This window comes from Streptomyces sp. NPDC001750 (assembly GCF_042892615.1).
GTDB lineage: Bacteria > Actinomycetota > Actinomycetes > Streptomycetales > Streptomycetaceae > Streptomyces.
This window is the reverse complement of the sequence record NZ_JBIAUE010000002.1, coordinates 122,760-145,041: the sequence shown is the minus strand read 5'-3', so window position 1 is coordinate 145,041 and position 22,282 is coordinate 122,760. Positions and strand designations below refer to the sequence as shown.

The window sequence follows — 22,282 nt, the reverse complement described above, 5'->3', positions numbered from 1 at the left end:
GTGGCTGTTCCGAAGCGGAAGATGTCGCGCAGCAACACGCGCCACCGCCGGTCGCAGTGGAAGGCTGCGGTCCCCACCCTGGTTTCGTGCGAGCGCTGCCAGGAGCCGAAGCTGCAGCACATCGCGTGCCCCAGCTGCGGCACGTACAACAAGCGCCAGGTCCTCGAGGTCTGAGCGGCTGGTGAGAGGCTCGATGTCTGAGTTGTCGAACGGCAAGAAGCAGACAGACAACGTCAACACGGCCTCGTCCCACACGCTTCTGGAAGGGCGGCTCGGGTATCACCTTGAGTCCGCCCTTCTGGTGCGTGCGCTGACCCATCGTTCGTACGCGTACGAGAACGGCGGTCTGCCCACCAACGAGCGGCTCGAGTTCCTCGGGGACTCGGTGCTCGGTCTCGTGGTCACGGACACGCTGTACCGCACCCACCCCGATCTGCCCGAGGGGCAGCTGGCCAAGTTGCGGGCCGCGGTGGTCAACTCGCGTGCACTTGCGGAAGTGGGCCGCGGCCTCGAACTCGGCTCCTTCATCCGGCTCGGCCGCGGTGAAGAGGGCACGGGCGGCAGGGACAAGGCGTCCATCCTCGCCGACACCCTCGAAGCGGTGATCGGCGCGGTCTATCTCGACCAGGGCCTCGACGCGGCCTCGGAGCTGGTCCACCGGCTCTTCGACCCGTTGATCGACAGGTCCTCGAACCTCGGCGCCGGCCTGGACTGGAAGACCAGCCTCCAGGAGCTGACCGCGAGCGAGAACCTCGGCGTTCCCGAGTACCTCGTCACGGAGACCGGACCGGACCACGAGAAGACCTTCACCGCTGCCGCCCGCGTCGGTGGTGTCTCGTACGGCACCGGCACCGGCCGTAGCAAGAAGGAAGCGGAGCAGCAGGCGGCGGAGTCCGCCTGGCGCGAGATCAGCGCCGCCGTGGAGGCACGGGGGGCGGCAGCCGGATCCGCCGCCGACGGAGGGGCCGCCGACACCCCTGCCGACCCGTCGTCCGCGGGCATCGCTCCGGCCTGACCCAGAACCCCTCGGTGCACCGCGCGCCGGGGGGTTCTCCCTGTCCGGATACCCTGGAAAAGTCCCTGAGGAGCCATACCGTGCCCGAGCTGCCCGAGGTCGAAGTCGTACGACGGGGGCTGGAGCGCTGGGTCTCCGGCCGCACGGTCACGGACGTCGAGGTGCTGCATCCGCGCGCGGTCCGGCGCCACCTCGCGGGCGGGGTGGACTTCGCGGCCCGGCTCGGCGGTGCCCGCTTCGGAACGGCCATGCGCCGCGGCAAGTACCTCTGGGTCCCGCTGGACGAAGCCTCCAGCTCGCTGCTGGGCCACCTCGGCATGAGCGGCCAGCTCCTCGTGCAGCCGCAGGACGCCCCCGACGAGAAGCACCTGCGGGTACGGATCCGCTTCGACGACGACCTCGGCACCGAGCTGCGCTTCGTCGACCAGCGCACCTTCGGCGGCCTCTCGGTCCACGGGAACACCGTCGACGGGCTGCCCGACACCATCGCGCACATCGCGCGCGACCCGCTGGACCCCTCCTTCGACGACGCGGCGTTCCACACGGCCCTGCGCCTGCGCCGTACGACGATCAAGCGCGCCCTGCTCGACCAGTCGCTGATCAGCGGGGTCGGCAACATCTACGCCGACGAGGCGCTGTGGCGCACCCGGCTCCACTACGACCGGCCGACCGCCACCCTGACCCGCCCGAAGTCGGCCGAGCTGCTCGGCCATGTGCGCGAGGTGATGAACGCGGCGCTCGACCAGGGCGGCACCAGCTTCGACAGCCTCTACGTCAATGTGAACGGCGAGTCCGGCTACTTCGACCGCTCGCTGGACGCGTACGGCCGGGAGGACGAGCCCTGTCGACGCTGTGGTGCGCCGATACGGCGCCGGGCGTGGATGAACCGCTCCAGCTACTTCTGCCCGCGCTGCCAGCGGCCCCCGCGCGCCGCTGCCTGACCCCGCCCGGCAGGCGCTCCGGGTGCGAGGGACCGGCTTCCGGTGCGCTCAGAAGCCGAACTCCTGGGTCCACCAGGGGCCGCCGGGGCCACGATGCACACCGACGCCGAGGGTCCTGTAGTCGCAGTTGAGGATGTTCCTGCGGTGGCCCTCGCTGTGCAGCCAGGCATCCATCACGGCGCGGGCGTCGGCCTGGCCGCGGGCTATGTTCTCGGCCGCCAGCCCGCGTACCCCGGCGTCCGAGGCGCGGTCCCAGGGGGACCGGCCGTCGGGGTCGGTGTGGTCGAAGAAGCCGCGGGCGGCCATGTCCTCGCTGAGGTCCTGGGCGAGCGAGGTGAGTGAGGCACTGGTGGTGACCGGGCTGCAACCGGCCTTCGCCCGTTCCTCGTTGACCAGGGCGAGGACCCCGGCCCGGGCAGGGTCGGTGGCGGGAGAGGCAGCCTTCGGCCTCCGGGCGGACGGGGCGGACGCGGCGGGGGTCCGTGTCGCGGCCGACGACTTTCCGGCTTCGCTCGGGGCGGAGCCCCGGCCGGAGTCCGCCGGGCCCGGGGAACGGGACGGCTCGGTACGGCCGGCCGGTGCGGACGCCCCCGGGGCGCGGGACGGGGCCGACGGGGAGGCGGAGGACGGTGAGGCGGTGGGGGACTGCGCCTCGGGGGCTTCCTTACGCCCGGCACCACGGCCGACGGCCGGATCTGAGCGGTCGGCGGGGGATCCGCCCCGGCCCAGCGGGTCCGAGGCTCCCTCGGTACGTACCCGGTCCGAGGGCGCGCCGCCGAGCGTGTCGGTGTCGCCGTCGGGCAGCAGACCCGAGGCCACCGCGACCGCTCCCACCGCGAGGGCGGCGGAGACGCCGATCAGTCCTGTGCGTACGGGAGCGCCCCGCCGCTTTCCGCGGTGCGCGCTCCGGTGCCGGTCCGGGTCGCCCGTCGTGCGGTCCTGGACGGCAGGAGTTGCGGCGGAGCGTCGATGGCGTCCCATCTGTCGAGCCCTTCTGGGGTGTGGACGCCGCCCTCGGCGTCAACGCGCTTCACCCGTTGGAGTGAGGTCAGGTGCGTGGGGGACTGTACGCCATGGCCGTTCGGCCACAGGTGCTCCGAGGACGATCGGCCAGTCGGGGGTGGGCGATCGACCGGTTAGCGTTCGTGCATGGACGAAGACGTACGGCTCACCGCATGGGTGCGCGGTCGGGTGCAGAGGGTCGGTTTCCGCTGGTTCACCAGGGAGAACGCCTTGGAGATCGGCGGGCTCACCGGGTTCGCCCTCAACCTCGACGACGGCAGGGTGCAGGTCGTGGCCGAGGGGCGGCGTGAGAATTGCCACCGTCTGCTGGAGTGGCTGCGCTCGGACGACACACCCGGGCACGTGGACGGAGTGACTGAGATATGGGACACGCCGCGCGGTGGTTACGAAGGCTTCGAGATCCGTTGACCCGGCCCCGGGTCCGTCATTCTTTCGGGGGTAGATGTTCGGTCCGTGTTCGATAAGCGGCGTGCGGTGATGGAGGGTGCGCTCATCTCCGTGCACATGAAATGACCTGCGGAATGACCAGATGGTTGCCAAGATTCGGTTGGCGTGCCAGGCTGCGGCAGTAAGGATGATCTCCACGCCCCCGAGGGCCCCGCAGGAGAGTCGCGCCGCATGATCGCCCAAGCCGCGCGCCCCGGGGCCGCACGGCTCGGCAGGGTGTGATCGTGTTGACCGTCAAACTTTTTGGTGAGACGCTGAAATCCCCGCGCACCTGAGCTGTTCGGCAGAGCTGTTTGGCAGCAGAACAGCAGTGAATGGAAGCACTGCCGAGCACCGCGGGTGCGAATCCCTCACGACCCACACCGCATCGGTCGGTCACTCAGTGTGGAGGACCATCCATCATGGCAAAGGCGCTTCTCGGTTACGTCGGCGGTTCCGACCCGCGACTCCTCGCCGAGATGCGACGGCTCCAGCAGCGCGTGCAGGACCTCGAATCCGAGCTCGTACGGATTCAGCACGAGAACGACGCGCTCAACGCCGCCGCCCAGCACCAAGAGTCGCTGCTCGACAGCATGGACATCGACGTACCTCGGGCGGAGCCGGCGCTGACCTGACCGATGGCCCTCGGGGCCCGGTCGGGATGCTCGCGTCAACCGTTCGAGATCATCACCCGGATCGTCGCCGGATCATTGAAGATCATCGCTCTTGAACTGTCACCTGCGTGACAAGTCCGTGGTCCACCATGTGCCGCTGCACCAGCGAGATCGCATACGCAACAACGCGGCAAGATTTCACAAGGGGCGCCCCGGCGTCCCTTCTTTCTCTCCCGGTCTCCGCGACCGGTTTCCTCCGCGACCGGTTTCCGGTCCCCTCGGCAGAGCCTTTTCGGTGCCCCGGGCCGGGCTTCTCACTCCGGCTCCCGCGTGCGCCGGGCCGACCGCAATGGTGCCCACAGGCTGCACGGGGACCGATCCCCCCGGCATACATTCCTTCCCTTACCGTCTGATGTGCCCTGCACCTTCATCGGTGAAACCGAGCGCGAAGGGTAGAGTCCGGCGGCGTGCATCTCAAGGCCCTGACCCTGCGTGGTTTCAAATCGTTCGCCTCCGCCACGACGCTGCGGTTCGAACCCGGCATCACGTGTGTCGTCGGCCCGAACGGGTCGGGCAAGTCCAATGTGGTGGACGCGCTTTCCTGGGTCATGGGGGAACAGGGGGCCAAATCCCTGCGCGGCGGCAAGATGGAGGACGTGATCTTCGCCGGCACCACCGGGCGACCGCCGCTCGGGCGGGCCGAGGTCTCGCTGACCATCGACAATTCCGACGGCGCACTACCCATCGAATACGCCGAGGTGACGATCACTCGGATCATGTTCCGCAACGGCGGCAGCGAGTACCAGATCAACGGTGACACCTGCCGGCTCCTGGACATCCAGGAACTCCTCTCGGATTCCGGTATCGGCCGGGAGATGCACGTCATCGTCGGCCAGGGCCAGCTGGACTCGGTGCTCCACGCCGACCCCTCGGGGCGGCGCGCGTTCATCGAGGAAGCCGCGGGTGTGCTCAAGCACCGCAAGCGGAAGGAGAAGGCGCTGCGGAAACTGGACGCGATGGGAGCCAATCTGGCCCGCGTCCAGGACCTGACCGACGAACTGCGACGGCAGTTGAAGCCCTTGGGCAGGCAGGCGGCCGTGGCACGGCGGGCCGCCGTCATCCAGGCGGATCTGCGCGACGCACGGCTGCGGTTGCTCGCCGACGACCTGGTCGCGCTGCGGGTCGCGCTGCGCAGCGAACTCGCGGACGAGGCGGCGCTCAAGGAGCGCCGGGAGGCCGCGGAGGCGGAGCTCAAGGCGGCTCTGGCGCGCGAGGCGAGCCTGGAGGACGAGGTGCGGCGGCTGGCGCCGCGACTCCAGCGGGCCCAGCAGACCTGGTACGAGCTGTCGCAGCTGGCCGAACGGGTGCGCGGCACGATCTCGCTGGCCGATGCCCGGGTGAAGAGCGCCACCGCGCCCGTCGAGGAGGAGCGGCGCGGCCGTGATCCGGAGGACATGGAACGGGAGGCCACCCGCATCCGTGAGCAGGAGGCGGAGCTGACGGCCGCCCTGGAGGCGGCGGAACACGCGCTGGAGGACACCGCCGCCCACCGTGCCGAGCTGGAACGGCGATTGGCCGCCGAGGAGCGCGGGCTCAAGGACGCCGCCCGGGCCATCGCCGATCGCCGCGAAGGGCTCGCCCGGCTCGGCGGACAGGCCAACGCGGCCCGTGGCAGGGCCGCTTCGGCCCAGGCCGAGATCGACCGGCTCGCCGCCGCACGCGACGAGGCCCAGGAGCGGGCGGTCGCCGCTCAGGAGGAGTACGAGCAGCTCAGGGCCGAGGTCGAGGGCCTGGACGCGGGCGACGCGGAACTCGGCGAGCGGTACGAGGAAGCCCGGCGGGAACTCGCGGAGGCGGAGGCGGCGCTCTCCGCGGCCCGGGAGGCCGCCACCGCCGTCGAACGGAAGCGGGCGGCCGTCGCGGCACGTCACGAGGCCCTGGCCCTCGGGTTGCGCCGCAAGGACGGCACGGGCGCGCTGCTCGGCGCACGGGGCCGGCTGCCCGGCCTGCTCGGGCCGGCCGCGGAGCTCCTGTCCGTGGAGCCCGGGTACGAGGTGGCGGTGGCGGCGGCTCTGGGCGCCGCGGCGGACGCGGTCGCGGTGACCGATCCGGCTACGGCGGCGGAGGCTATCCGGCTGCTGCGCAAGCAGGACGCGGGGCGGGCGGCCCTGCTGCTGGGCGCCCCCGTCGGAGGCCCGGTGGCGGGGCCGGCCGACGGTCTCGGCGCGGGACCGGCCAAGGAGGCCGGCGCGGGATTGGCCGAGGGGGCCGGCGCGGGATTGGCCGAGGGGGCAGGTGCGGGACCGGTCGGGACGCCGCCGGCCGTGGCCGACCTGGTCCGCGGCCCCGTCGAACTGGTGGACGCCGTACGCGGACTGGTGCGGGACACCGTGGTGGTCGGCACGCTGGAGGACGCCGAGGACCTCGTCGCCGAGCATCCCGGACTGACCGCCGTGACCGCCGAGGGCGACATCCTCTCGGCCCACTTCGCGCACGGCGGTTCCGCCGGGGCGCCCAGCCTCCTCGAAGTGCAGGCGTCGGTCGACGAGGCCGCCGCCCAGATGGAGGAACTGGCCGTGCGGTGTGCGGAGTTGACCGAGGTCGAGCGGATCGCGGGGGAGCGGCGCGAGGCGTGCGCCCGGCAGGTCGAGGAACTGGGGGAACGGCGCCGGGCCGCCGAACGGGAGAAGTCCGGGGTGGCCCAGCGGCTGGGACGGCTCGCCGGGCAGGCGCGTGGCGCGGCGGGTGAGGCCGAGCGCACGACCGCGTCCGCCGCGCGTGCCCAGGAAGCCCTCGACCGGGCGACGGAGGAGGCCGAGGAACTGGCCGAACGGCTGCTCGTCGCCCAGGAGACTCCCATCGAGGAGGAGCCGGACACCTCCGTGCGCGACCGGCTCGCCGCCGACGGGGCCAACGCCCGGCAGACCGAGATGGAGGCCCGCCTCCAGGTGCGTACCCACGAGGAGCGGGTCAAGGGGCTCGCGGGCCGCGCGGACTCCCTCGACCGGGCGGCCCGCGCCGAACGCGAGGCCCGGGCCCGTGCCGAGCGGCGCCGCGCCCGGCGGCGTCACGAGGCCCACGTGGCCTCCGCCGTCGCGACCGGGGCGCGTCAGCTGCTCGCCCACGTCGAGGTGTCCGTCGTACGGGCCGAGCGCGAGCGGTCCGCGGCCGAGGAGGCGAAGGCGGAGCGCGAACGAGAGCTGACGGCCGAGCGCGACCGGGGCCGCGCGCTCAAGGACGAGCTGGACAAGCTCACCGACTCGGTCCACCGGGGGGAGGTGCTCGGCGCCGAGAAGCGGCTGCGGATGGAGCAGCTGGAGGCGAGGGCGCTGGAGGAGCTGGGCGTCGAGCCGGCCGCCCTGGTCGCCGAGTACGGTCCCGACCAGCCCGTACCCCCCTCGCCCGCCGCGGTGGGCGAGGAGGTGCCGGACGATCCCGGACACCCGCGCAACCGGCCGAGGCCGTTCGTCAGGGCCGAGCAGGAGAAGCGGCTGAAGGCGGCCGAACGGGCGTATCAGCAACTCGGAAAGGTGAATCCGCTCGCCCTGGAGGAGTTCTCGGCCCTGGAGGAGCGGCACAAGTTCCTCTCCGAGCAGCTCGAAGACCTGAAGAAGACCCGGGCCCATCTGGTGCAGGTCATCAAGGAGGTCGACGAGCGGGTCGAGCAGGTGTTCACGGAGGCGTACCGGGACACGGCCCGGGAGTTCGAGGGCGTGTTCTCGCGGCTGTTCCCGGGCGGTGAGGGGCGGCTCGTCCTGACCGACCCGGACAACATGCTCGCGACCGGGGTGGACGTCGAGGCCCGGCCGCCGGGCAAGAAGGTCAAGCGGCTCTCGCTGCTGTCCGGCGGGGAGCGCTCGCTGACGGCGGTGGCCCTGCTGGTCTCGATCTTCAAGGCCCGGCCCAGCCCGTTCTACGTGATGGACGAGGTCGAGGCGGCCCTCGACGACACCAATCTGCAGCGGCTGATCCGGATCATGGAGGAGCTCCAGGAGAGCTCGCAGCTGATCGTGATCACGCATCAGAAGCGGACGATGGAGGTCGCCGACGCGCTGTACGGCGTCTCGATGCAGGGGGACGGGGTCTCCAAGGTCATCAGCCAGCGGCTGCGCTGAGCCCCGTCGGGGTCTGTCGGTCTTCGACACTTCAACCCCTCTCGCGCGCTGTCCCGAACGGACGGGTGCCGATGCGACGACGACGCCTTCGGGGGCCGAACGCGACGGTCGTACGGTCCGCTCCCCCTCAAGTGGTGGCAGCCGGAAAGTTGTGCCCCACTGGGGTGTGTCCCCTGTGGGGAGCACGCTTCCCGCACGGCTCGTTGCCCGCACCTGACGACGCGTACAGGCATCAGGAGTTCATGTGACCGACACCGCGCAGGGACCGGCGTCCGGAGCCCGCGCCGCCCAACCGGATCACCTCGGCCATGTCGTCTTCATCACGGCCGCCGCCGCCATGGGCGGCTTCCTCTTCGGCTACGACAGTTCGGTGATCAACGGCGCCGTGGAGGCGATCCGCAGCCGGTACGCCATCGGCTCGGCGACACTCGCCCAGGTCATCGCCATCGCCCTGATCGGCTGTGCGCTGGGCGCGGCCACGGCGGGACGCATCGCCGACCGCATCGGCCGGATCCGCTGCATGCAGATCGCCGCCGTGCTCTTCACCATCAGCGCCGTCGGTTCCGCACTCCCGTTCGCGCTCTGGGACCTGGCCATGTGGCGGATCATCGGAGGCTTCGCCATCGGCATGGCGTCCGTGATCGGCCCCGCGTACATCGCAGAGGTCTCGCCGCCCGCCTACCGGGGCCGCCTCGGCTCCTTCCAGCAGGCGGCAATCGTCGTCGGCATCGCCATCTCGCAACTGGTCAACTACGGCATCCTGCAATTCGCCGGAGGGGATCAGCGCGGCCGGATCGGCGGTCTGGAGGCGTGGCAGTGGATGCTCGGTGTGATGGTCGTCCCCGCCGCCCTGTACGGGCTGCTGTCGCTGGCGATCCCGGAATCGCCCCGGTTCCTGATCTCGATCGGCCGCAAGGACCGGGCCCGGAGGATCCTGGAGGAGGTCGAGGGCAAGGGCGTCGACCTCGACGCGCGGGTGGCCGATATCGAGACCGCCATGCACCGGGAACACAAGTCCACGTTCAAGGACCTGCTCGGCGGGCGCTTCGGCTTCCTGCCGATCGTCTGGATCGGCATCGGTCTCTCGGTCTTCCAGCAACTCGTCGGCATCAACGTGGCGTTCTACTACTCGGCGACGCTGTGGCAGTCCGTCGGCATCGACCCGAGCGAGTCGTTCCTCTACTCGTTCACCACGTCGATCATCAACATCATCGGTACCGTCATCGCGATGACGCTGGTGGACCGGGTGGGGCGCAAGCCGCTCGCGCTGGTCGGCTCCACCGGCATGGCCGTCGCCCTCGCTTTCGAGGCATGGGCCTTCTCCGCCCTGCTCGTCGGCGGGAAGCTGCCGCACATCCAGGGCGTCGTGGCGCTCGTCGCGGCCCATGTGTTCGTGCTCTTCTTCGCCCTGTCGTGGGGCGTCGTCGTCTGGGTCTTCCTGGGCGAGATGTTCCCGAACCGGATCCGTGCGGCGGCGCTCGGGGTCGCCGCCTCCGCGCAGTGGATGGCCAACTGGCTGATCACCGCGAGCTTCCCGAGCCTGTCCGACTGGAACCTCTCGGGCACGTACATCATCTACGCGTGCTTCGCCACACTCTCCGTCCCGTTCGTGCTCAGGTTCGTGCGGGAGACCAAGGGCAAGGCGCTGGAGGAGATGGGCTGACCCGTGCCCGTTCCCGCGCCCCGCTCCGGACGCGGACCGCCCGCGCGCCGGATCAGCGCGACGCGAGCGCCTCGCAGAACAGCCGCAGGCTGCGCCACCCCTCATCGAGGGGCATCCCGCCGCACAGCGGATGCAGCACCAGACTGTCGAGCTTCCCGGCCAGAGCGGCGCACTCCCGCGGGGTGACGACCCGGTAGACGCCCTCGTCCCGCAGCGCGCCCACCGTGCCCGCCGCCGAGCGCACGGCGGAACGGATACCCGCGGACTGCCAGGAGGCGTACGTGCGCGCCTCGTGCAGGAAGTGCTCGCCGTGCTCCGCCCACGTCCGGTCCGGGTCCTCGGACACGTGCAGCAGGGGCGTCTCGGCCGACGGCATCATGCAGAACCCGTCCGTCCCGAGCTCCGCCCGACGCTCGTGGTAGTACGCCTCCAGCTCCGGCAGATGCGCGCTCGGGAAGAACGGGAGACCGAACCGCGCCGCACGCCGCGCCGCCGCCCGCGAACTGCCGCCCACCAGCAACGGAGGGTGCGGCCGGGTGTAGGGGCGCGGCGTGACCCGGACCGTACGGCCGCGGTACGGGAACGGCTCCCCGGTCCACGCCCGCACCAGGGTCTCCAGCAGCTCGTCCTGGAGCCTGCCGCGGTTCGTCCACTCGACGCCCGCCCGTTCGTACTCCTGCGGCCGGTATCCGAGCCCTGCCACCGTGATCAGACGGCCCGCGCCCAGCAGGTCCAGGACCGCGATGTCCTCGGCCAGCCGCAGCGGGTCGTGCAACGGGCCGATGATCGCCGAGACGGTGACGGCGATCCGGCGGGTGGAGCCGAGGACCGCCCCGGCGAAGACGAAGGGGGAGGGCAGCCAGGAGTTCTCGGCGCCGTGGTGCTCCTCGGTCTGCACGGTGTCGATCCCGTGCTCGTCGGCGTACGCGGCCATCTCCAGCGAGGCGCGGTAGCGCGCCGAGAGCGACTCGGGGCCTGCGGCGGGATCGACGAGATTGAACCGGACCACTGTGAAGGCCATGACGCGTGTCCTCTTCGTCGGTCGGACTCGGCGAGGCCGGACACTATCTGACGTGCCGTCAGAAGTGTAGGGGTGTGTCGTTCCGCGGTGCTCCCGCGCGCCCGGCGACGGGCCGCGGCGGGCCCGCGTGCAGCTCCCCGGAGACGGTGATCGTGGCCACCCGCCCCAGCCCGTGCCGCCCGGCTCGGGTGTCGGAGAGCGGTCCGGAGAACCGCTCCGGTCCGGCGCCGATGGGGAGCGACGGCACGGTCGGGTGCGCTCCGAACCAGGTGGGGAATTCGCACCGGCCCAGGTGGGGGGAAGGGGGTCCGGACCCGGCCGGTGCGTTGGCTGTCGGGGGCGGGTTCCAGGTCGCGGGTCTCCGCGGACGTGATCGTATATTTGCCGCAGATGTCATGAAAAAGTGCATGACGGCCATGTGGGAGTGCGGGTGATTCTCCGTGGCGCCTCGCGCGGCCCGCTCCTCGGGGCGGCCCGCACGGCCGGGTGTGGCTGATACTGGACGGGTTATGGAATTCGTCATCCTTGCTGTAGTCATCGCCCTGGTCGCGGTCGGCGTGATCAGCGGGCTCGTGGTCAGCGGCCGCAAGAAGAAGCAGCTGCCCCCGGCGCCGCCGAGCACGCCGACCATCACTCCTCCCGCCGAGCCCCAAGTCGGCGAGGAAGCCGAGACGCCGCGCGAGGAACCGCGCCGCACCATCGAGGAGGTCGCTCCCCCCACGGCCGAGGCGCCCGCCGTGGAGGCCGTCGAGGAGGTCGGGCCGGAGGCGCTCGCCGTCCCCGCCCTCGAAGTACCCGAGCCCACCGCCGGCCGGCTCGTCCGGCTGCGCGCCCGGCTCGCCCGCTCGCAGAACACCCTCGGCAAGGGGCTTCTCACGCTCCTGTCCCGGGACAACCTCGACGAGGAGACCTGGGAGGAGGTCGAGGACACCCTCCTCACCGCGGACGTCGGCGTCGCCCCCACCCAGGAGCTGGTGGAACGGCTCCGCGAGCGCGTCCGCGTCCTCGGCACCCGTACCCCCGAAGGGCTCCGCGCCCTGCTGCGCGAGGAGCTCCTCACGCTGATCGGCACCGACGCCGACCGTGCGGTCAAGACCGAGAGCGGCCTGGACACCCCCGGTGTGGTGATGGTCGTCGGCGTCAACGGCACCGGCAAGACCACCACCACCGGCAAGCTGGCCCGGGTGCTCGTCGCCGACGGCCGCAGCGTCGTGCTCGGCGCGGCCGACACCTTCCGTGCCGCCGCCGCAGACCAGCTCCAGACCTGGGGCGAGCGCGTCGGCGCCCGTACCGTCCGGGGCCCGGAGGGCGGCGACCCGGCGTCGATCGCCTTCGACGCGGTGAAGGAGGGCATCGCCGAGGGCGCCGATGTCGTCCTCATCGACACCGCCGGGCGGCTGCACACCAAGACCGGCCTCATGGACGAGCTCGGCAAGGTCAAGCGGGTCGTCGAGAAGCACGGGCCGCTCGACGAGATCCTGCTCGTCCTCGACGCGACGACCGGGCAGAACGGCCTGGTGCAGGCCCGGGTGTTCGCCGAGGTCGTCGACATCACCGGCATCGTGCTGACGAAGCTGGACGGCACCGCGAAGGGCGGCATCGTCGTCGCCGTGCAGCGCGAGCTGGGCGTACCGGTGAAGCTGGTCGGCCTCGGCGAGGGACCGGACGACCTGGCGCCGTTCGAGCCGGAGGCGTTCGTGGACGCCCTGATCGGGGACTGACGCCCGCGCCGTCCCCGTTCGCGAAGAAGCCCGACCGCCGGAACGCCGGCGGTCGGGCTCTTTCGTGCCGGATCCTCTCCAGGGTCCGATTTCGTGCCGGACCCTTCCGGGTGTCGGACCCTCTTGTGAGAGGACGCCACGAATGCGCGCGGGGGGCGCCCGAATGCGCGCGCGAGACCCCCGAATGCGCGGGGAGGCGCGCCGACGTCAGCCGCGCAGGGGGGCGCGATGGCAGCTGTACGCCAGCGTGCCCAGCAGCAGCCGGGCCGGGGGCGGCGCGGCCGCCGTGTCCAGCACCGGCGGGCGCAGCCACCGGGCGGGGCCGAGACCACCCTCGTCGGACGGCGGGGCCGTGATGTGGCGGCCCGGGCCCAGCGCCCGGAGGTCCAGCCCCGCGTCGTCCCAGCCCATCCGGTAGAGCAGACGCGGGAGCTCGGCGGCGGCGCCCGGGGCGACGAAGAACCGCGCCCGCCCCGAAGGCGTCAGCACGACGGGGCCGAGCGGCAGCCCCATCCGTTCCATGCGCGCCAGGGCCCGGCGCCCGGCGGCCTCCGCGACGTCCAGCACGTCGAAGCCGCGCCCCACGGGCAGCAGCAGCGAGGCGCCCGGCACCCGGGCCCACGCCTCCACCGCCGCGTCGAGCGCGGCGCCCGGCGGGATCTCGGGCGCGAAGTCGAGGGGATGGGCGCCGGGGGAGGGGCACCGGTCCTTCCCGCACGAGCAGCGGCCGTCCACGACGCGCGCTCCGGGTGCCACGGCCCAGCCCCACAGTCCTGTGTACTCGGCCACCGCCGTGCTCTCGGCCGTGCGGCCGCGGCGTCGTGAGCCGGTGCGCATCTCGCGGATGCCGCCGATCGTGAAGCCCATGCCCCCTCCAACGGGTCCGACTCGCCGGTGGTTACGACGCGGAATGACGGCATGACACCCCGTCGTCGTCGCGATCCGTGATGCGCCGGTGCGCACGCGGTGGCGCGGCGTGAGCCGCGCGCCCCTTTCGTGCGTCGCTGCAACCACAATTGATCGACCGTGTGTCAAGTGAATCGCGCCTGGTGGCGTTCGCGTTCATCCGAAGGGGTGGCGAATGGTGGCGTTTCCGTGAGCACCCTCGCCGAGGTGGTGATCGTAGGATTACCGTCGGTACACGAACCATGGAAGTATGTGCGCGCATGGGTATGCCGGAGGCAACCCGATTTCCTGTTCGATCGCGTGCAGTCTCCGTATGGGCGTCATCGGATCAGGGCATTCTGATAGCGGTTCGCGCGACAGCGTTCGTCGGGATCGCGACGGTTTCAGCGGGATGGGGGCGTTCCAGTGAGTGGCAGCGGCGCAGGCGATACGAATGCCGGTAAGCGCCCCAACGAGCAATTGAGCTCGTGGTTCGTGCGCAGCGGCTGGTCGAAGGGCGAGCTGGCGCGGCAGGTCAATCGGCGGGCGCGGCAAATGGGTGCGCATCACATCAGCACCGACACCTCCCGGGTGCGGCGCTGGCTCGACGGCGAGCAGCCGCGCGAGCCCATTCCGCGCATTCTGTCCGAGCTGTTCTCGGAGCGTTTCGGTTCGGTCGTGGCGGTCGAGGATCTCGGACTGCGCGCCGCGCACCAGTCGCCGTCCGTGTCCGGGGTCGATCTGCCCTGGGCCGGACCGCAGACCGTCGCCCTGCTCAGCGAGTTCTCCCGCAGCGATCTGATGCTCGCGCGGCGCGGATTCCTCGGGTCCTCGCTCGCCCTCGCCGCCGGACCCGCCCTCGTCGAACCCATGCAGCGCTGGCTGGTGCCCGTGACCGCCTCCGGACCCGCGGAGCCCGAGCCGGCCGCGGCGGCCCGTCGTCCCTCCAAGCTCTCGGGGCCCGAGCTCGACCTGCTGGAGTCGACCACGGCGATGTTCCGCCAGTGGGACGCGCAGTGCGGCGGCGGTCTGCGCCGCAAGGCCGTCGTCGGCCAGCTCCACGAGGTCACCGACCTCCTGCAGGAGCCCCAGCCGGAGGCCACCGCCAAGCGCCTCTTCCGCTGCGCGGCCGAGCTGGCCGAGCTGGCGGGCTGGATGAGCTACGACGTCGGTCTCCAGCCCACGGCCCAGAAGTACTTCGTTCTGGCGCTGCACGCGTCGAAAGAGGCCGGGGACAAACCGCTCGGTTCGTATGTTCTGTCCAGCATGAGCCGGCAGATGATCCACCTCGGACGGCCCGACGACGCCCTCGAACTGATCCACCTCGCCCAGTACGGCAGCCGCGACTGCGCCACCCCGCGCACCCAGGCCATGCTGTACGCGATGGAGGCCCGCGCGTACGCCAACATGGGCCAGGCGGCCAAGTGCAAGCGGGCCGTCCGGATGGCCGAGGACACGTTCCTCGACGTCGGGATCGACGGCGAGCCCGAACCCGACTGGATCCGCTTCTTCTCGGAGGCCGAGCTCAACGGCGAGAACTCCCACTCGTTCCGCGACCTCGCCTACATCGCGGGCCGCCGGCCCACGTACGCCGGGCTCGCCGAGCCGCGCATGCGCAAGGCGGTCCAGTTGTTCAGCGAGGACGACGAGCATCAGCGGTCCTACGCGCTCAACCTGATCGGTCTCGCCACCGTCCACCTGCTCAAACGCGAGCCCGAAGAGTCCACGATGCTCGCCGAGCAGGCGCTCCGGGTCGCGAAGAAGATCCGTTCCGAACGCGTCAACACCCGACTCCGCAAGACCGTCGACACCGCGGCCAGGGACTTCGGGGACATCCCCGAGGTCGCCAGGCTGACCGACCTCCTCACCGAGCAGCTGCCCGAAACCGCCGAGGCGGTTTGACGAGCGGCGCCCCGGACACCGGCCACGACGGCCGCCCCGCACACATCGACTTCGGCTCCCCCAATCGCCAGGTCGCGGGGCGGACGGCGTGGCCGGTTCGCGTTCCCGCCCCCGGTGCGGGAGCCGACGCGAAGCGTGCGCAGGAGGCCGGTGCGCGAAGCCGGGGCGTGAGCCCGGCGGGACACGGAAGGGGTCCGGCCGGGCCCTGCTCGCGGGCGCCGGAGCGGCCCGTGCGCGGCATCGGGCGTCGCACGCACCCGGGGCGCGGGCGCCATCGGCGGTTCATGGGGACTTAACACACCGGACTCGTTCGTCACCGCCGTGAAACACCGTGCGGCATCGCCGGAAACCGCGCCGGGCGAGTCTCGTGGTGCACGACGGCCCGCACCCTTTCCCCGCGGTCCGCACCTGTCCTTTCCTTCCCAACGGTCCCGCACGCGGCGTTCCCGACGGTCCCGCACGGGTCCTCCCCAGCGGTTGCGCACACGGCCCGTCCGTCGCGCCGCGGCCGCTCCGACGACGAGGAGGCGCCGATGCCCCCAGGCATCACGACGCTCGCCGCAGACCCCCCGAGCCTGTCTGCCGCCAACACCGGGTTCATGCTCATCTGCTCGGCCCTGGTGATGCTCATGACCCCGGCCCTGGCCTTCTTCTACGGCGGAATGGTCCGCGTCAAGAGCACCCTCAACATGCTGATGATGAGCTTCATCAGCCTCGGGATCGTCACCGTCCTGTGGGTGCTCTACGGGTTCAGTGTCGTCTTCGGCAACGACGTCGGTTCGGTCGTCGGCTGGGCCTCGGACTACGTGGGTCTGAGCGGGATCGGCCCGAACCGGCTCTGGGACGGCAGCACCATCCCCGTGTACGTCTTCGCCGTCTTCCAGCTGATGTTCGCCGTCATCACCCCGGCACTGATCAGCGGCGCCCTCGCCGACCGGGTGAAGTTCACCTCCTGGGCCCTGTTCGTCACGCTGTGGGCCTCCGTCGTGTACTTCCCCGTGGCCCACTGGGTCTGGGGCTCGGGCGGCTGGCTCTACGAGATGGGCGTCATCGACTTCGCGGGCGGCACGGCCGTCCACATCAACGCGGGCGCCGCCGCCCTCGGCGTCGTCCTCGTCATCGGCAGGCGCGTCGGCTTCGCCAAGGACCCGATGCGGCCGCACAGCCTGCCGCTGGTGATGCTCGGCGCCGGACTGCTCTGGTTCGGCTGGTTCGGCTTCAACGCCGGATCGTGGCTGGGCAACGACGACGGCGTCGCCGCGGTCATGTTCGTCAACACCCAGGTCGCCGCCGCCGCCGCGATGCTCTCCTGGCTCGCCTACGAGAAGCTCCGCCACGGCTCCTTCACCACGCTCGGCGCGGCCTCCGGCGCGGTCGCGGGCCTCGTCGCCATCACACCGTCCGGCGGCGCCGTCAGCCCGCTCGGCGCCCTCGCGGTCGGGGCCGTCGCCGGGGTGCTGTGCGCCATGGCCGTCGGCCTGAAGTACCGGTTCGGCTACGACGACTCCCTGGACGTCGTGGGCGTCCACCTCGTCGGCGGTGTCGTCGGCTCCCTCCTCGTCGGTCTCTTCGCCACCGGCGGCGTCCAGTCCCACGCCAAGGGCCTCTTCTACGGCGGTGGCCTCGAACAGCTGGGCAAGCAGGCCGTCGGGGTCTTCTCCGTCCTCGCGTACTCCCTGGTCGTCTCCGCGGCCCTGGCCTTCCTCCTGGACCGGACGATTGGGATGCGGGTCGGCGAGGACGACGAGATCTCCGGTGTCGACCGGGCCCAACACGCCGAGACCGCGTACGACTTCGGTGGAGCGGGCGGCGGAATGTCGCCGCGCGCCGCAGCCACGGCCCCGGGATCCGGCTCCACGGCGGTACGGCACACCAGGAAGGTGGACGCATGAAGCTCATCACGGCGGTCGTGAAACCGCACCGGCTCGACGAGATCAAGGAGGCCCTGCACGCCTTCGGCGTCCAGGGACTCACGCTCACGGAGGCCAGCGGATACGGTCGGCAACGCGGCCACACCGAGGTCTACCGGGGCGCCGAGTACACCGTCGACCTCGTTCCCAAGATCCGCATCGAGGTCCTCGTCGAGGACGAGGACGCCGAGCAGCTCATCGACGTCGTGGTGAAGGCCGCCCGGACCGGCAAGATCGGCGACGGCAAGGTCTGGAGCGTGCCGGTCGACACCGCCGTCCGGGTCCGGACGGGCGAGCGCGGCCCGGACGCGCTCTGACGGACCATCTCCGACCGGACGCGTGCTGGGGCGCGTTCCGGCCGGCCGAGGACCGGGCGCACGCCGCCCGGGACCGGCCCGGACCCCGGGGCGGCCCGCACGGCCTCCCCGGGGCCCCGAAACGAAAGGCACCCGGATGACGAGCACCGAAGCGACCCCCGACGTGAACGCCGATGCGACCATCGGATCCACGGCCTCGGGGCACGGCGGCTACGCGGCGGCCCGGCTGCGCCTCCTCCGGGCGGCGGAGCGGTCCGGGCCACGGCGCCGCACCGCCCTCGCGTCGCTCACCGACGACTGGCTCACCGCACTGTTCACCACCGCCGCCGGGCGGGTCGGCGTCGGGGGCGCCGCCCTCGTCGCGGTCGGCGGCTACGGACGCGGCGAACTCTCCCCGCGCAGCGACCTCGATCTGCTGCTCCTGCACGACGGCAGGGCCGACGCCGGAGCCGTCGCCGCCCTCGCCGACCACCTCTGGTACCCCGTCTGGGACCTCGGCATCGCGCTCGACCACTCCGTACGCACCCTCGCGGAAGCCCGCCGGACGGCCGGCCGGGACCTCAGGGTCCAGCTCGGACTGCTGGACGCCCGACCGGTCGCCGGGGACCCGGGCCTCGTCGCCGCCCTGCGCACCGCGGTCCTCGCCGACTGGCGCGAGACGGCTCCCGGGCGGCTCCCCGCCCTCGCCGAACTCTGCCGCGCACGGGCCGAACACCACGGCGAGCTGCGCTTCCTCCTCGAACCCGACCTCAAGGAGTCGCGCGGCGGACTGCGCGACCTCACCGCCCTGCGGGCCGTGGCCGCCTCGTGGATCGCCGACGCCCCTCGCGAGGGCCTCGCCGGGGCCCGCCGCGCCCTCCTCGACACCAGGGACGCACTCCACCTCGCCACCGGCCGCGCCACCGACCGCCTCGCCCTCCAGGAACAGGACCAGGTCGCCGCCGCCCTCGGACTCCTCGACGCCGACGCCCTGCTCCGGCAGGTGTACGAGGCCGCCGGCACGGTCTCGTACGCGGCGGACACCACCTGGCGCGAGGTCGACCGCGTCCTGCGCGCCCGCTCCGCCCGCCACCGGCCGCGTGCCCCCCTCGGCGGCGGCAGGCCCGCGGGGACCGAGCGCACCCCGCTCGCCGACGGCGTGGTCGAGGCCGACGGCGAGGCCGTCCTCGCCCGCACAGCCCGCCCCGAACGCGACCCGGTGCTGCCGTTGCGCGCCGCCGCGGCGGCGGCCCGTTCCGGGCTCGTGCTCTCCCGGCACGCCGTACGCCGCCTCGCCGCCACCGCCCGCCCGCTCCCGGTGCCCTGGCCTGCCGAGGCCCGCGAGGAACTCGTCATCCTCCTCGGCGCGGGCGAGGCCGCCGTCCCCGTCTGGGAGGCGCTCGAAGCCGAGGGGCTGATCGGCCGACTGCTCCCGGACTGGGAACGCGTCCGCTGCCGCCCCCAGCGCAACCCCGTCCACACCTGGACCGTCGACCGCCACCTCGTCGAGACGGCGGTCCGGGCCTCCTCGCTCACCCGGCGCGTCGGGCGGCCCGACCTCCTGCTCGTCGCCGCGCTCCTGCACGACATCGGCAAAGGCCGGCCGGGCGACCATTCGGTCACCGGTGAGGTCATCGCCCGCGACACGGCGGCCCGGATCGGATTCGACCGGCACGACGTGGGCGTGATCGCCACCCTCGTACGCCATCACCTGCTGCTCGTAGGGACCGCGACCCGGCGCGACCTGGACGACCCCGCGACCGTCCGCTCCGTCGCCGAGGCCGTCTCCACCCCGTCCACCCTGGAGCTCCTGCACGCCCTCACGGAGGCGGACGCCCTCGCCACCGGCCCCGCCGCCTGGTCCGCCTGGCGCGCCCAGCTCGTCGACGACCTCGTCGGGCGCGTCGCCGCCGTGCTCGCCGGCCGGGAACCCGAGGGACCGGAACCCGCCGGGCCCGACGCCGAGGAGGAACGGCTCGCCGTCGAGACCCTGCGCACCGGCGGGCCCGCCCTCGCCCTGCACGCCCGGACAGGGACCCCGGCCCGGGAGGGCGAACCGGTTCGGGACGGCACACCGCATCCGGACCGCGATCCGGCTCGGGGCCGCGCACCGGATCCGGACGGCACACCGGAACCGGTCGGTGCCGAACTCCTCGTCGTCCTGCCCGACCGCCCCGGCGTGCTTCCCGCCACCGCGGGCGTCCTCGCTCTGCACCGGCTCACCGTGCGCGCCGCCGACCTGCGCACCCTGGAACTCCCCGCCGGGGTCGCCGAGGCCGCCGTCGGCGCACCCGGCGGCCCGTGCCTGCTCCTGCTGCGCTGGCGGGTCGCGGCCGAGTACGGCTCCCTGCCGCAGGCCGCCCGGCTCCGCGCCGATCTGGTACGGGCCCTGGACGGCGGCCTGGACCTCGGCGCCCGCCTGGCCGAGCGCGAGGCGGCCCGGCCGAGGCGGCGCGGGGCACAGGCTCCGCCGCCCAGGGTGACGGTCGCGCCGGCCGCCTCACGGCTGGCGACGGTGATCGAGGTGCGGGCACAGGACGCCCCCGGGCTGCTGCACCGGATCGGCCGCGCGCTCGAGGGGTGCGCGGTGCGGGTACGCGGCGCGCGTGTGTCGACGCTGGGGGCGAACGCGGTGGACACGGTCTACGTCACACGGGAGGACGGCTCGGTGCCGACGGACGAGGAGGCGGCGACCCTCGCGAAGGCTCTGGAGGATGCCTTGCGGTGAGGCGTGGGGGAGCGCGCTCGCCCCCGTGGACGGCGTGCTCGTCCGGGTGGACACCGGGCGGATGCCGATGGACGTGTTCCCTGTCGGCCGCAGGACGTTCCGGCGTCGATCGCCGTCCCCCGCGTGCGCGCCCGGGGCGGACATCCCGCTCCCCGCCGGGGCGGACACCGCTCCCCGCCACCGCCGCGCTGCGGCCCTCGTCGGCCGGAGAGGGCGGGCAAGGGCTGCCGCTCGCCCGAGCCGGATACTCTAGAGAGCGATCTGCTATGCCCCCGACCCCGAGGACCGACGAGCGCCGTGTTCGATACTCTCTCCGACCGTCTTAGCGCGACTTTCAAGAACCTCCGGGGCAAGGGCCGCTTGTCCGAGGCGGACATCGACGCCACGGCACGCGAGATCCGTATCGCCCTGCTCGAAGCGGACGTAGCCCTCCCCGTCGTCCGGGCCTTCATCGCCAACGTCAAGGAGCGGGCGCGCGGTGCCGAGGTCTCCCAGGCGCTGAACCCGGCCCAGCAGGTCGTCAAGATCGTCAACGAGGAGCTCGTCTCCATCCTCGGTGGCGAGACCCGGCGGCTGCGGTTCGCCAAGAACCCGCCGACCGTGATCATGCTCGCGGGTCTCCAGGGTGCCGGTAAGACCACCCTGGCCGGAAAGCTCGGCCGCTGGCTCAAGGGCCAGGGCCACTCCCCGCTGCTCGTCGCCTGTGACCTCCAGCGCCCCAACGCCGTCAACCAGCTCAGCGTCGTCGCCGACCGCGCCGGTGTCGCGGTGTACGCCCCCGAGCCGGGCAACGGCGTCGGCGACCCGGTCCAGGTCGCCAAGGACTCGATCGAGCACGCCCGGTCCAAGCAGTACGACGTCGTGATCGTCGACACCGCCGGCCGTCTCGGTATCGACCAGGAGCTGATGCAGCAGGCCGCGGACATCCGTGACGCCGTCAGCCCCGACGAGATCCTCTTCGTCGTCGACGCGATGATCGGTCAGGACGCGGTCAACACCGCCGAGGCGTTCCGCGACGGCGTCGGCTTCGACGGCGTGGTGCTCTCCAAGCTCGACGGCGACGCCCGCGGTGGTGCGGCCCTGTCGATCGCCCATGTCACGGGCAAGCAGATCATGTTCGCGTCGAACGGTGAGAAGCTCGACGACTTCGACGCCTTCCACCCCGACCGCATGGCGTCCCGCATCCTCGACATGGGTGACCTGCTCACCCTGATCGAGCAGGCGGAGAAGACCTTCAGCCAGGAAGAGGCCGCCAAGATGGCCTCCAAGCTGGCGTCCAAGAAGGGGCAGGACTTCACGCTCGACGACTTCCTGGCCCAGATGGAGCAGGTCAGGAAGATGGGCTCCATCTCCAAGCTGCTCGGGATGCTGCCCGGCATGGGGCAGATCAAGGACCAGATCAACAACATCGACGAGCGCGACGTGGACCGCACCGCCGCGATCATCAAGTCGATGACCCCGAAGGAGCGGGCCGAGCCGACGATCATCAACGGCTCGCGCCGGGCGCGCATCGCCAAGGGTTCCGGCGTCGAGGTCAGCGCGGTGAAGAACCTGGTGGAGCGGTTCTTCGACGCGCGCAAGATGATGTCGAAGATGGCGCAGGGCGGCGGGATGCCTGGTATGCCGGGGATGCCCGGCATGGGTGGTGGTCCCGGCCGTCAGAAGAAGCAGGTCAAGCAGGCCAAGGGCAAGCGCAAGAGCGGCAACCCGATGAAGCGCAAGGCCGAGGAGCAGGCCGCCGCCGCCCGACGCGCCCAGGCCGCGCAGGGCGGTGCGCCCGGCCTTCCGGCCCCGGGGGACAAGGGCTTCGAGCTGCCGGACGAGTTCAAGAAGTTCATGGGCTGACCGCGCCGCCGGCCGAGGACGCGGGCCGTGCGGCGGCCCGTATCCCGTATGCGAGGGGCGCCCGCCGTCCCCGGATTCCAGCGAACGACTCCTGGAAGGCGGGGGGGGGGGGGTGCACCACCGCCCGGTGAGCGTGCCCCGGGGGTGGCGGGAACCTACGGGGGGAACCGGGGGCGA

Annotated in this window: 16 protein-coding genes; 13 read left to right on the top strand and 3 right to left on the bottom strand. The window is 72.2% G+C overall.

Annotated features, from left to right (window positions below; translation table 11 throughout):
- From rpmF to mutM, 3 genes are all read left to right on the top strand, one after another.
- Nucleotides 1-174 (top strand): 50S ribosomal protein L32, encoded by a 174-nt coding sequence (rpmF, locus tag ACFYY6_RS04015; RefSeq protein WP_003965982.1) that lies wholly within the window; start codon nucleotides 1-3, stop codon nucleotides 172-174.
- Nucleotides 175-193: 19 nt separating this feature from the next.
- Nucleotides 194-1,015 carry a ribonuclease III gene (gene rnc / locus ACFYY6_RS04010; protein WP_351516801.1) on the top strand — a complete coding sequence of 274 codons (822 nt, stop codon included), beginning with the start codon at nucleotides 194-196 and terminating at the stop codon, nucleotides 1,013-1,015.
- Between the two features lie 80 nt (nucleotides 1,016-1,095).
- Nucleotides 1,096-1,956 carry a bifunctional DNA-formamidopyrimidine glycosylase/DNA-(apurinic or apyrimidinic site) lyase gene (gene mutM, locus ACFYY6_RS04005; protein WP_351516802.1) on the top strand — a complete coding sequence of 287 codons (861 nt, stop codon included), beginning with the start codon at nucleotides 1,096-1,098 and terminating at the stop codon, nucleotides 1,954-1,956.
- 48 nt (nucleotides 1,957-2,004) lie between these two features.
- Here mutM and ACFYY6_RS04000 read toward each other — a convergent pair whose 3' ends face one another.
- Nucleotides 2,005-2,937: a CAP domain-containing protein gene (locus ACFYY6_RS04000; RefSeq protein WP_386608152.1), complete on the bottom strand. Its 933-nt coding sequence runs from the start codon at nucleotides 2,935-2,937 to the stop codon at nucleotides 2,005-2,007.
- Between the two features lie 168 nt (nucleotides 2,938-3,105).
- On the opposite strand from ACFYY6_RS04000, the gene ACFYY6_RS03995 reads away from it, so the two are divergent.
- The 4 genes from ACFYY6_RS03995 (at nucleotide 3,106) to ACFYY6_RS03980 (ending at nucleotide 9,797) form a co-directional block, all read left to right on the top strand.
- Nucleotides 3,106-3,387: an acylphosphatase gene (locus tag ACFYY6_RS03995; protein WP_386608153.1), complete on the top strand. Its 282-nt coding sequence runs from the start codon at nucleotides 3,106-3,108 to the stop codon at nucleotides 3,385-3,387.
- A 440-nt stretch (nucleotides 3,388-3,827) separates the two neighbouring features.
- On the top strand, nucleotides 3,828-4,040 hold the full coding sequence (locus ACFYY6_RS03990; protein ID WP_073784849.1) for a hypothetical protein: 213 nt from the start codon (nucleotides 3,828-3,830) through the stop codon (nucleotides 4,038-4,040).
- Between the two features lie 446 nt (nucleotides 4,041-4,486).
- The gene (locus ACFYY6_RS03985; protein ID WP_351516807.1) at nucleotides 4,487-8,134 is read left to right on the top strand and encodes an AAA family ATPase; all 3,648 of its coding nucleotides are present in this window, start codon (nucleotides 4,487-4,489) and stop codon (nucleotides 8,132-8,134) included.
- Between the two features lie 244 nt (nucleotides 8,135-8,378).
- Nucleotides 8,379-9,797, top strand: a complete 1,419-nt coding sequence (locus ACFYY6_RS03980; RefSeq protein ID WP_386608154.1) for a sugar porter family MFS transporter — start codon at nucleotides 8,379-8,381, stop codon at nucleotides 9,795-9,797.
- Nucleotides 9,798-9,849: 52 nt separating this feature from the next.
- Here the strand turns inward: ACFYY6_RS03980 and ACFYY6_RS03975 are convergent, their stop codons facing one another.
- Nucleotides 9,850-10,818, bottom strand: a complete 969-nt coding sequence (locus tag ACFYY6_RS03975; protein WP_351516811.1) for an LLM class flavin-dependent oxidoreductase — start codon at nucleotides 10,816-10,818, stop codon at nucleotides 9,850-9,852.
- 509 nt (nucleotides 10,819-11,327) lie between these two features.
- On the opposite strand from ACFYY6_RS03975, the gene ftsY reads away from it, so the two are divergent.
- Complete coding sequence (gene ftsY / locus ACFYY6_RS03970; RefSeq protein WP_351629623.1) at nucleotides 11,328-12,539, top strand: signal recognition particle-docking protein FtsY; 1,212 nt, start codon at nucleotides 11,328-11,330, stop codon at nucleotides 12,537-12,539.
- A 207-nt stretch (nucleotides 12,540-12,746) separates the two neighbouring features.
- Here ftsY and ACFYY6_RS03965 read toward each other — a convergent pair whose 3' ends face one another.
- Nucleotides 12,747-13,406, bottom strand: a complete 660-nt coding sequence (locus ACFYY6_RS03965) for a bifunctional DNA primase/polymerase (protein ID WP_351516813.1) — start codon at nucleotides 13,404-13,406, stop codon at nucleotides 12,747-12,749.
- Between the two features lie 444 nt (nucleotides 13,407-13,850).
- Between ACFYY6_RS03965 and ACFYY6_RS03960 the strand changes: the two genes are divergently transcribed.
- From ACFYY6_RS03960 to ffh, 5 genes are all read left to right on the top strand, one after another.
- The gene (locus ACFYY6_RS03960) at nucleotides 13,851-15,326 is read left to right on the top strand and encodes a hypothetical protein (protein ID WP_351516814.1); all 1,476 of its coding nucleotides are present in this window, start codon (nucleotides 13,851-13,853) and stop codon (nucleotides 15,324-15,326) included.
- A gap of 533 nt (nucleotides 15,327-15,859) precedes the next feature.
- Entirely contained in the window at nucleotides 15,860-17,218 is a 1,359-nt protein-coding gene (locus tag ACFYY6_RS03955; protein ID WP_389191568.1) for an ammonium transporter, read from the top strand.
- Nucleotides 17,215-17,553, top strand: a complete 339-nt coding sequence (locus ACFYY6_RS03950; protein WP_351516817.1) for a P-II family nitrogen regulator — start codon at nucleotides 17,215-17,217, stop codon at nucleotides 17,551-17,553. Before ACFYY6_RS03955 ends, ACFYY6_RS03950 begins: the two co-directional genes overlap by 4 nt.
- 136 nt (nucleotides 17,554-17,689) lie before the next feature.
- Nucleotides 17,690-20,260 (top strand): [protein-PII] uridylyltransferase, encoded by a 2,571-nt coding sequence (locus tag ACFYY6_RS03945; protein WP_389191565.1) that lies wholly within the window; start codon nucleotides 17,690-17,692, stop codon nucleotides 20,258-20,260.
- Between the two features lie 297 nt (nucleotides 20,261-20,557).
- Nucleotides 20,558-22,105 (top strand): signal recognition particle protein, encoded by a 1,548-nt coding sequence (gene ffh, locus ACFYY6_RS03940; RefSeq protein ID WP_351516820.1) that lies wholly within the window; start codon nucleotides 20,558-20,560, stop codon nucleotides 22,103-22,105.
- Nucleotides 22,106-22,282 lie beyond the last annotated feature (177 nt).

Excerpts from the sequence above, each read along its gene's own strand:
- ACFYY6_RS03975 (WP_351516811.1), bottom strand. The coding sequence starts at position 10,818 with ATGGCCTTCACAGTGGTCCGGTTCAATCTCGTCGATCCCGCCGCAGGC.
- ACFYY6_RS03990 (WP_073784849.1), top strand. The coding sequence starts at position 3,828 with ATGGCAAAGGCGCTTCTCGGTTACGTCGGCGGTTCCGACCCGCGACTC.
- ftsY (WP_351629623.1), top strand. The coding sequence starts at position 11,328 with ATGGAATTCGTCATCCTTGCTGTAGTCATCGCCCTGGTCGCGGTCGGC.
- ACFYY6_RS03950 (WP_351516817.1), top strand. The coding sequence starts at position 17,215 with ATGAAGCTCATCACGGCGGTCGTGAAACCGCACCGGCTCGACGAGATC.
- ACFYY6_RS03955 (WP_389191568.1), top strand. The coding sequence starts at position 15,860 with ATGCCCCCAGGCATCACGACGCTCGCCGCAGACCCCCCGAGCCTGTCT.
- ACFYY6_RS03945 (WP_389191565.1), top strand. The coding sequence starts at position 17,690 with ATGACGAGCACCGAAGCGACCCCCGACGTGAACGCCGATGCGACCATC.
- ACFYY6_RS04000 (WP_386608152.1), bottom strand. The coding sequence starts at position 2,937 with ATGGGACGCCATCGACGCTCCGCCGCAACTCCTGCCGTCCAGGACCGC.
- rnc (WP_351516801.1), top strand. The coding sequence starts at position 194 with ATGTCTGAGTTGTCGAACGGCAAGAAGCAGACAGACAACGTCAACACG.
- ACFYY6_RS03995 (WP_386608153.1), top strand. The coding sequence starts at position 3,106 with ATGGACGAAGACGTACGGCTCACCGCATGGGTGCGCGGTCGGGTGCAG.
- ACFYY6_RS03965 (WP_351516813.1), bottom strand. The coding sequence starts at position 13,406 with ATGGGCTTCACGATCGGCGGCATCCGCGAGATGCGCACCGGCTCACGA.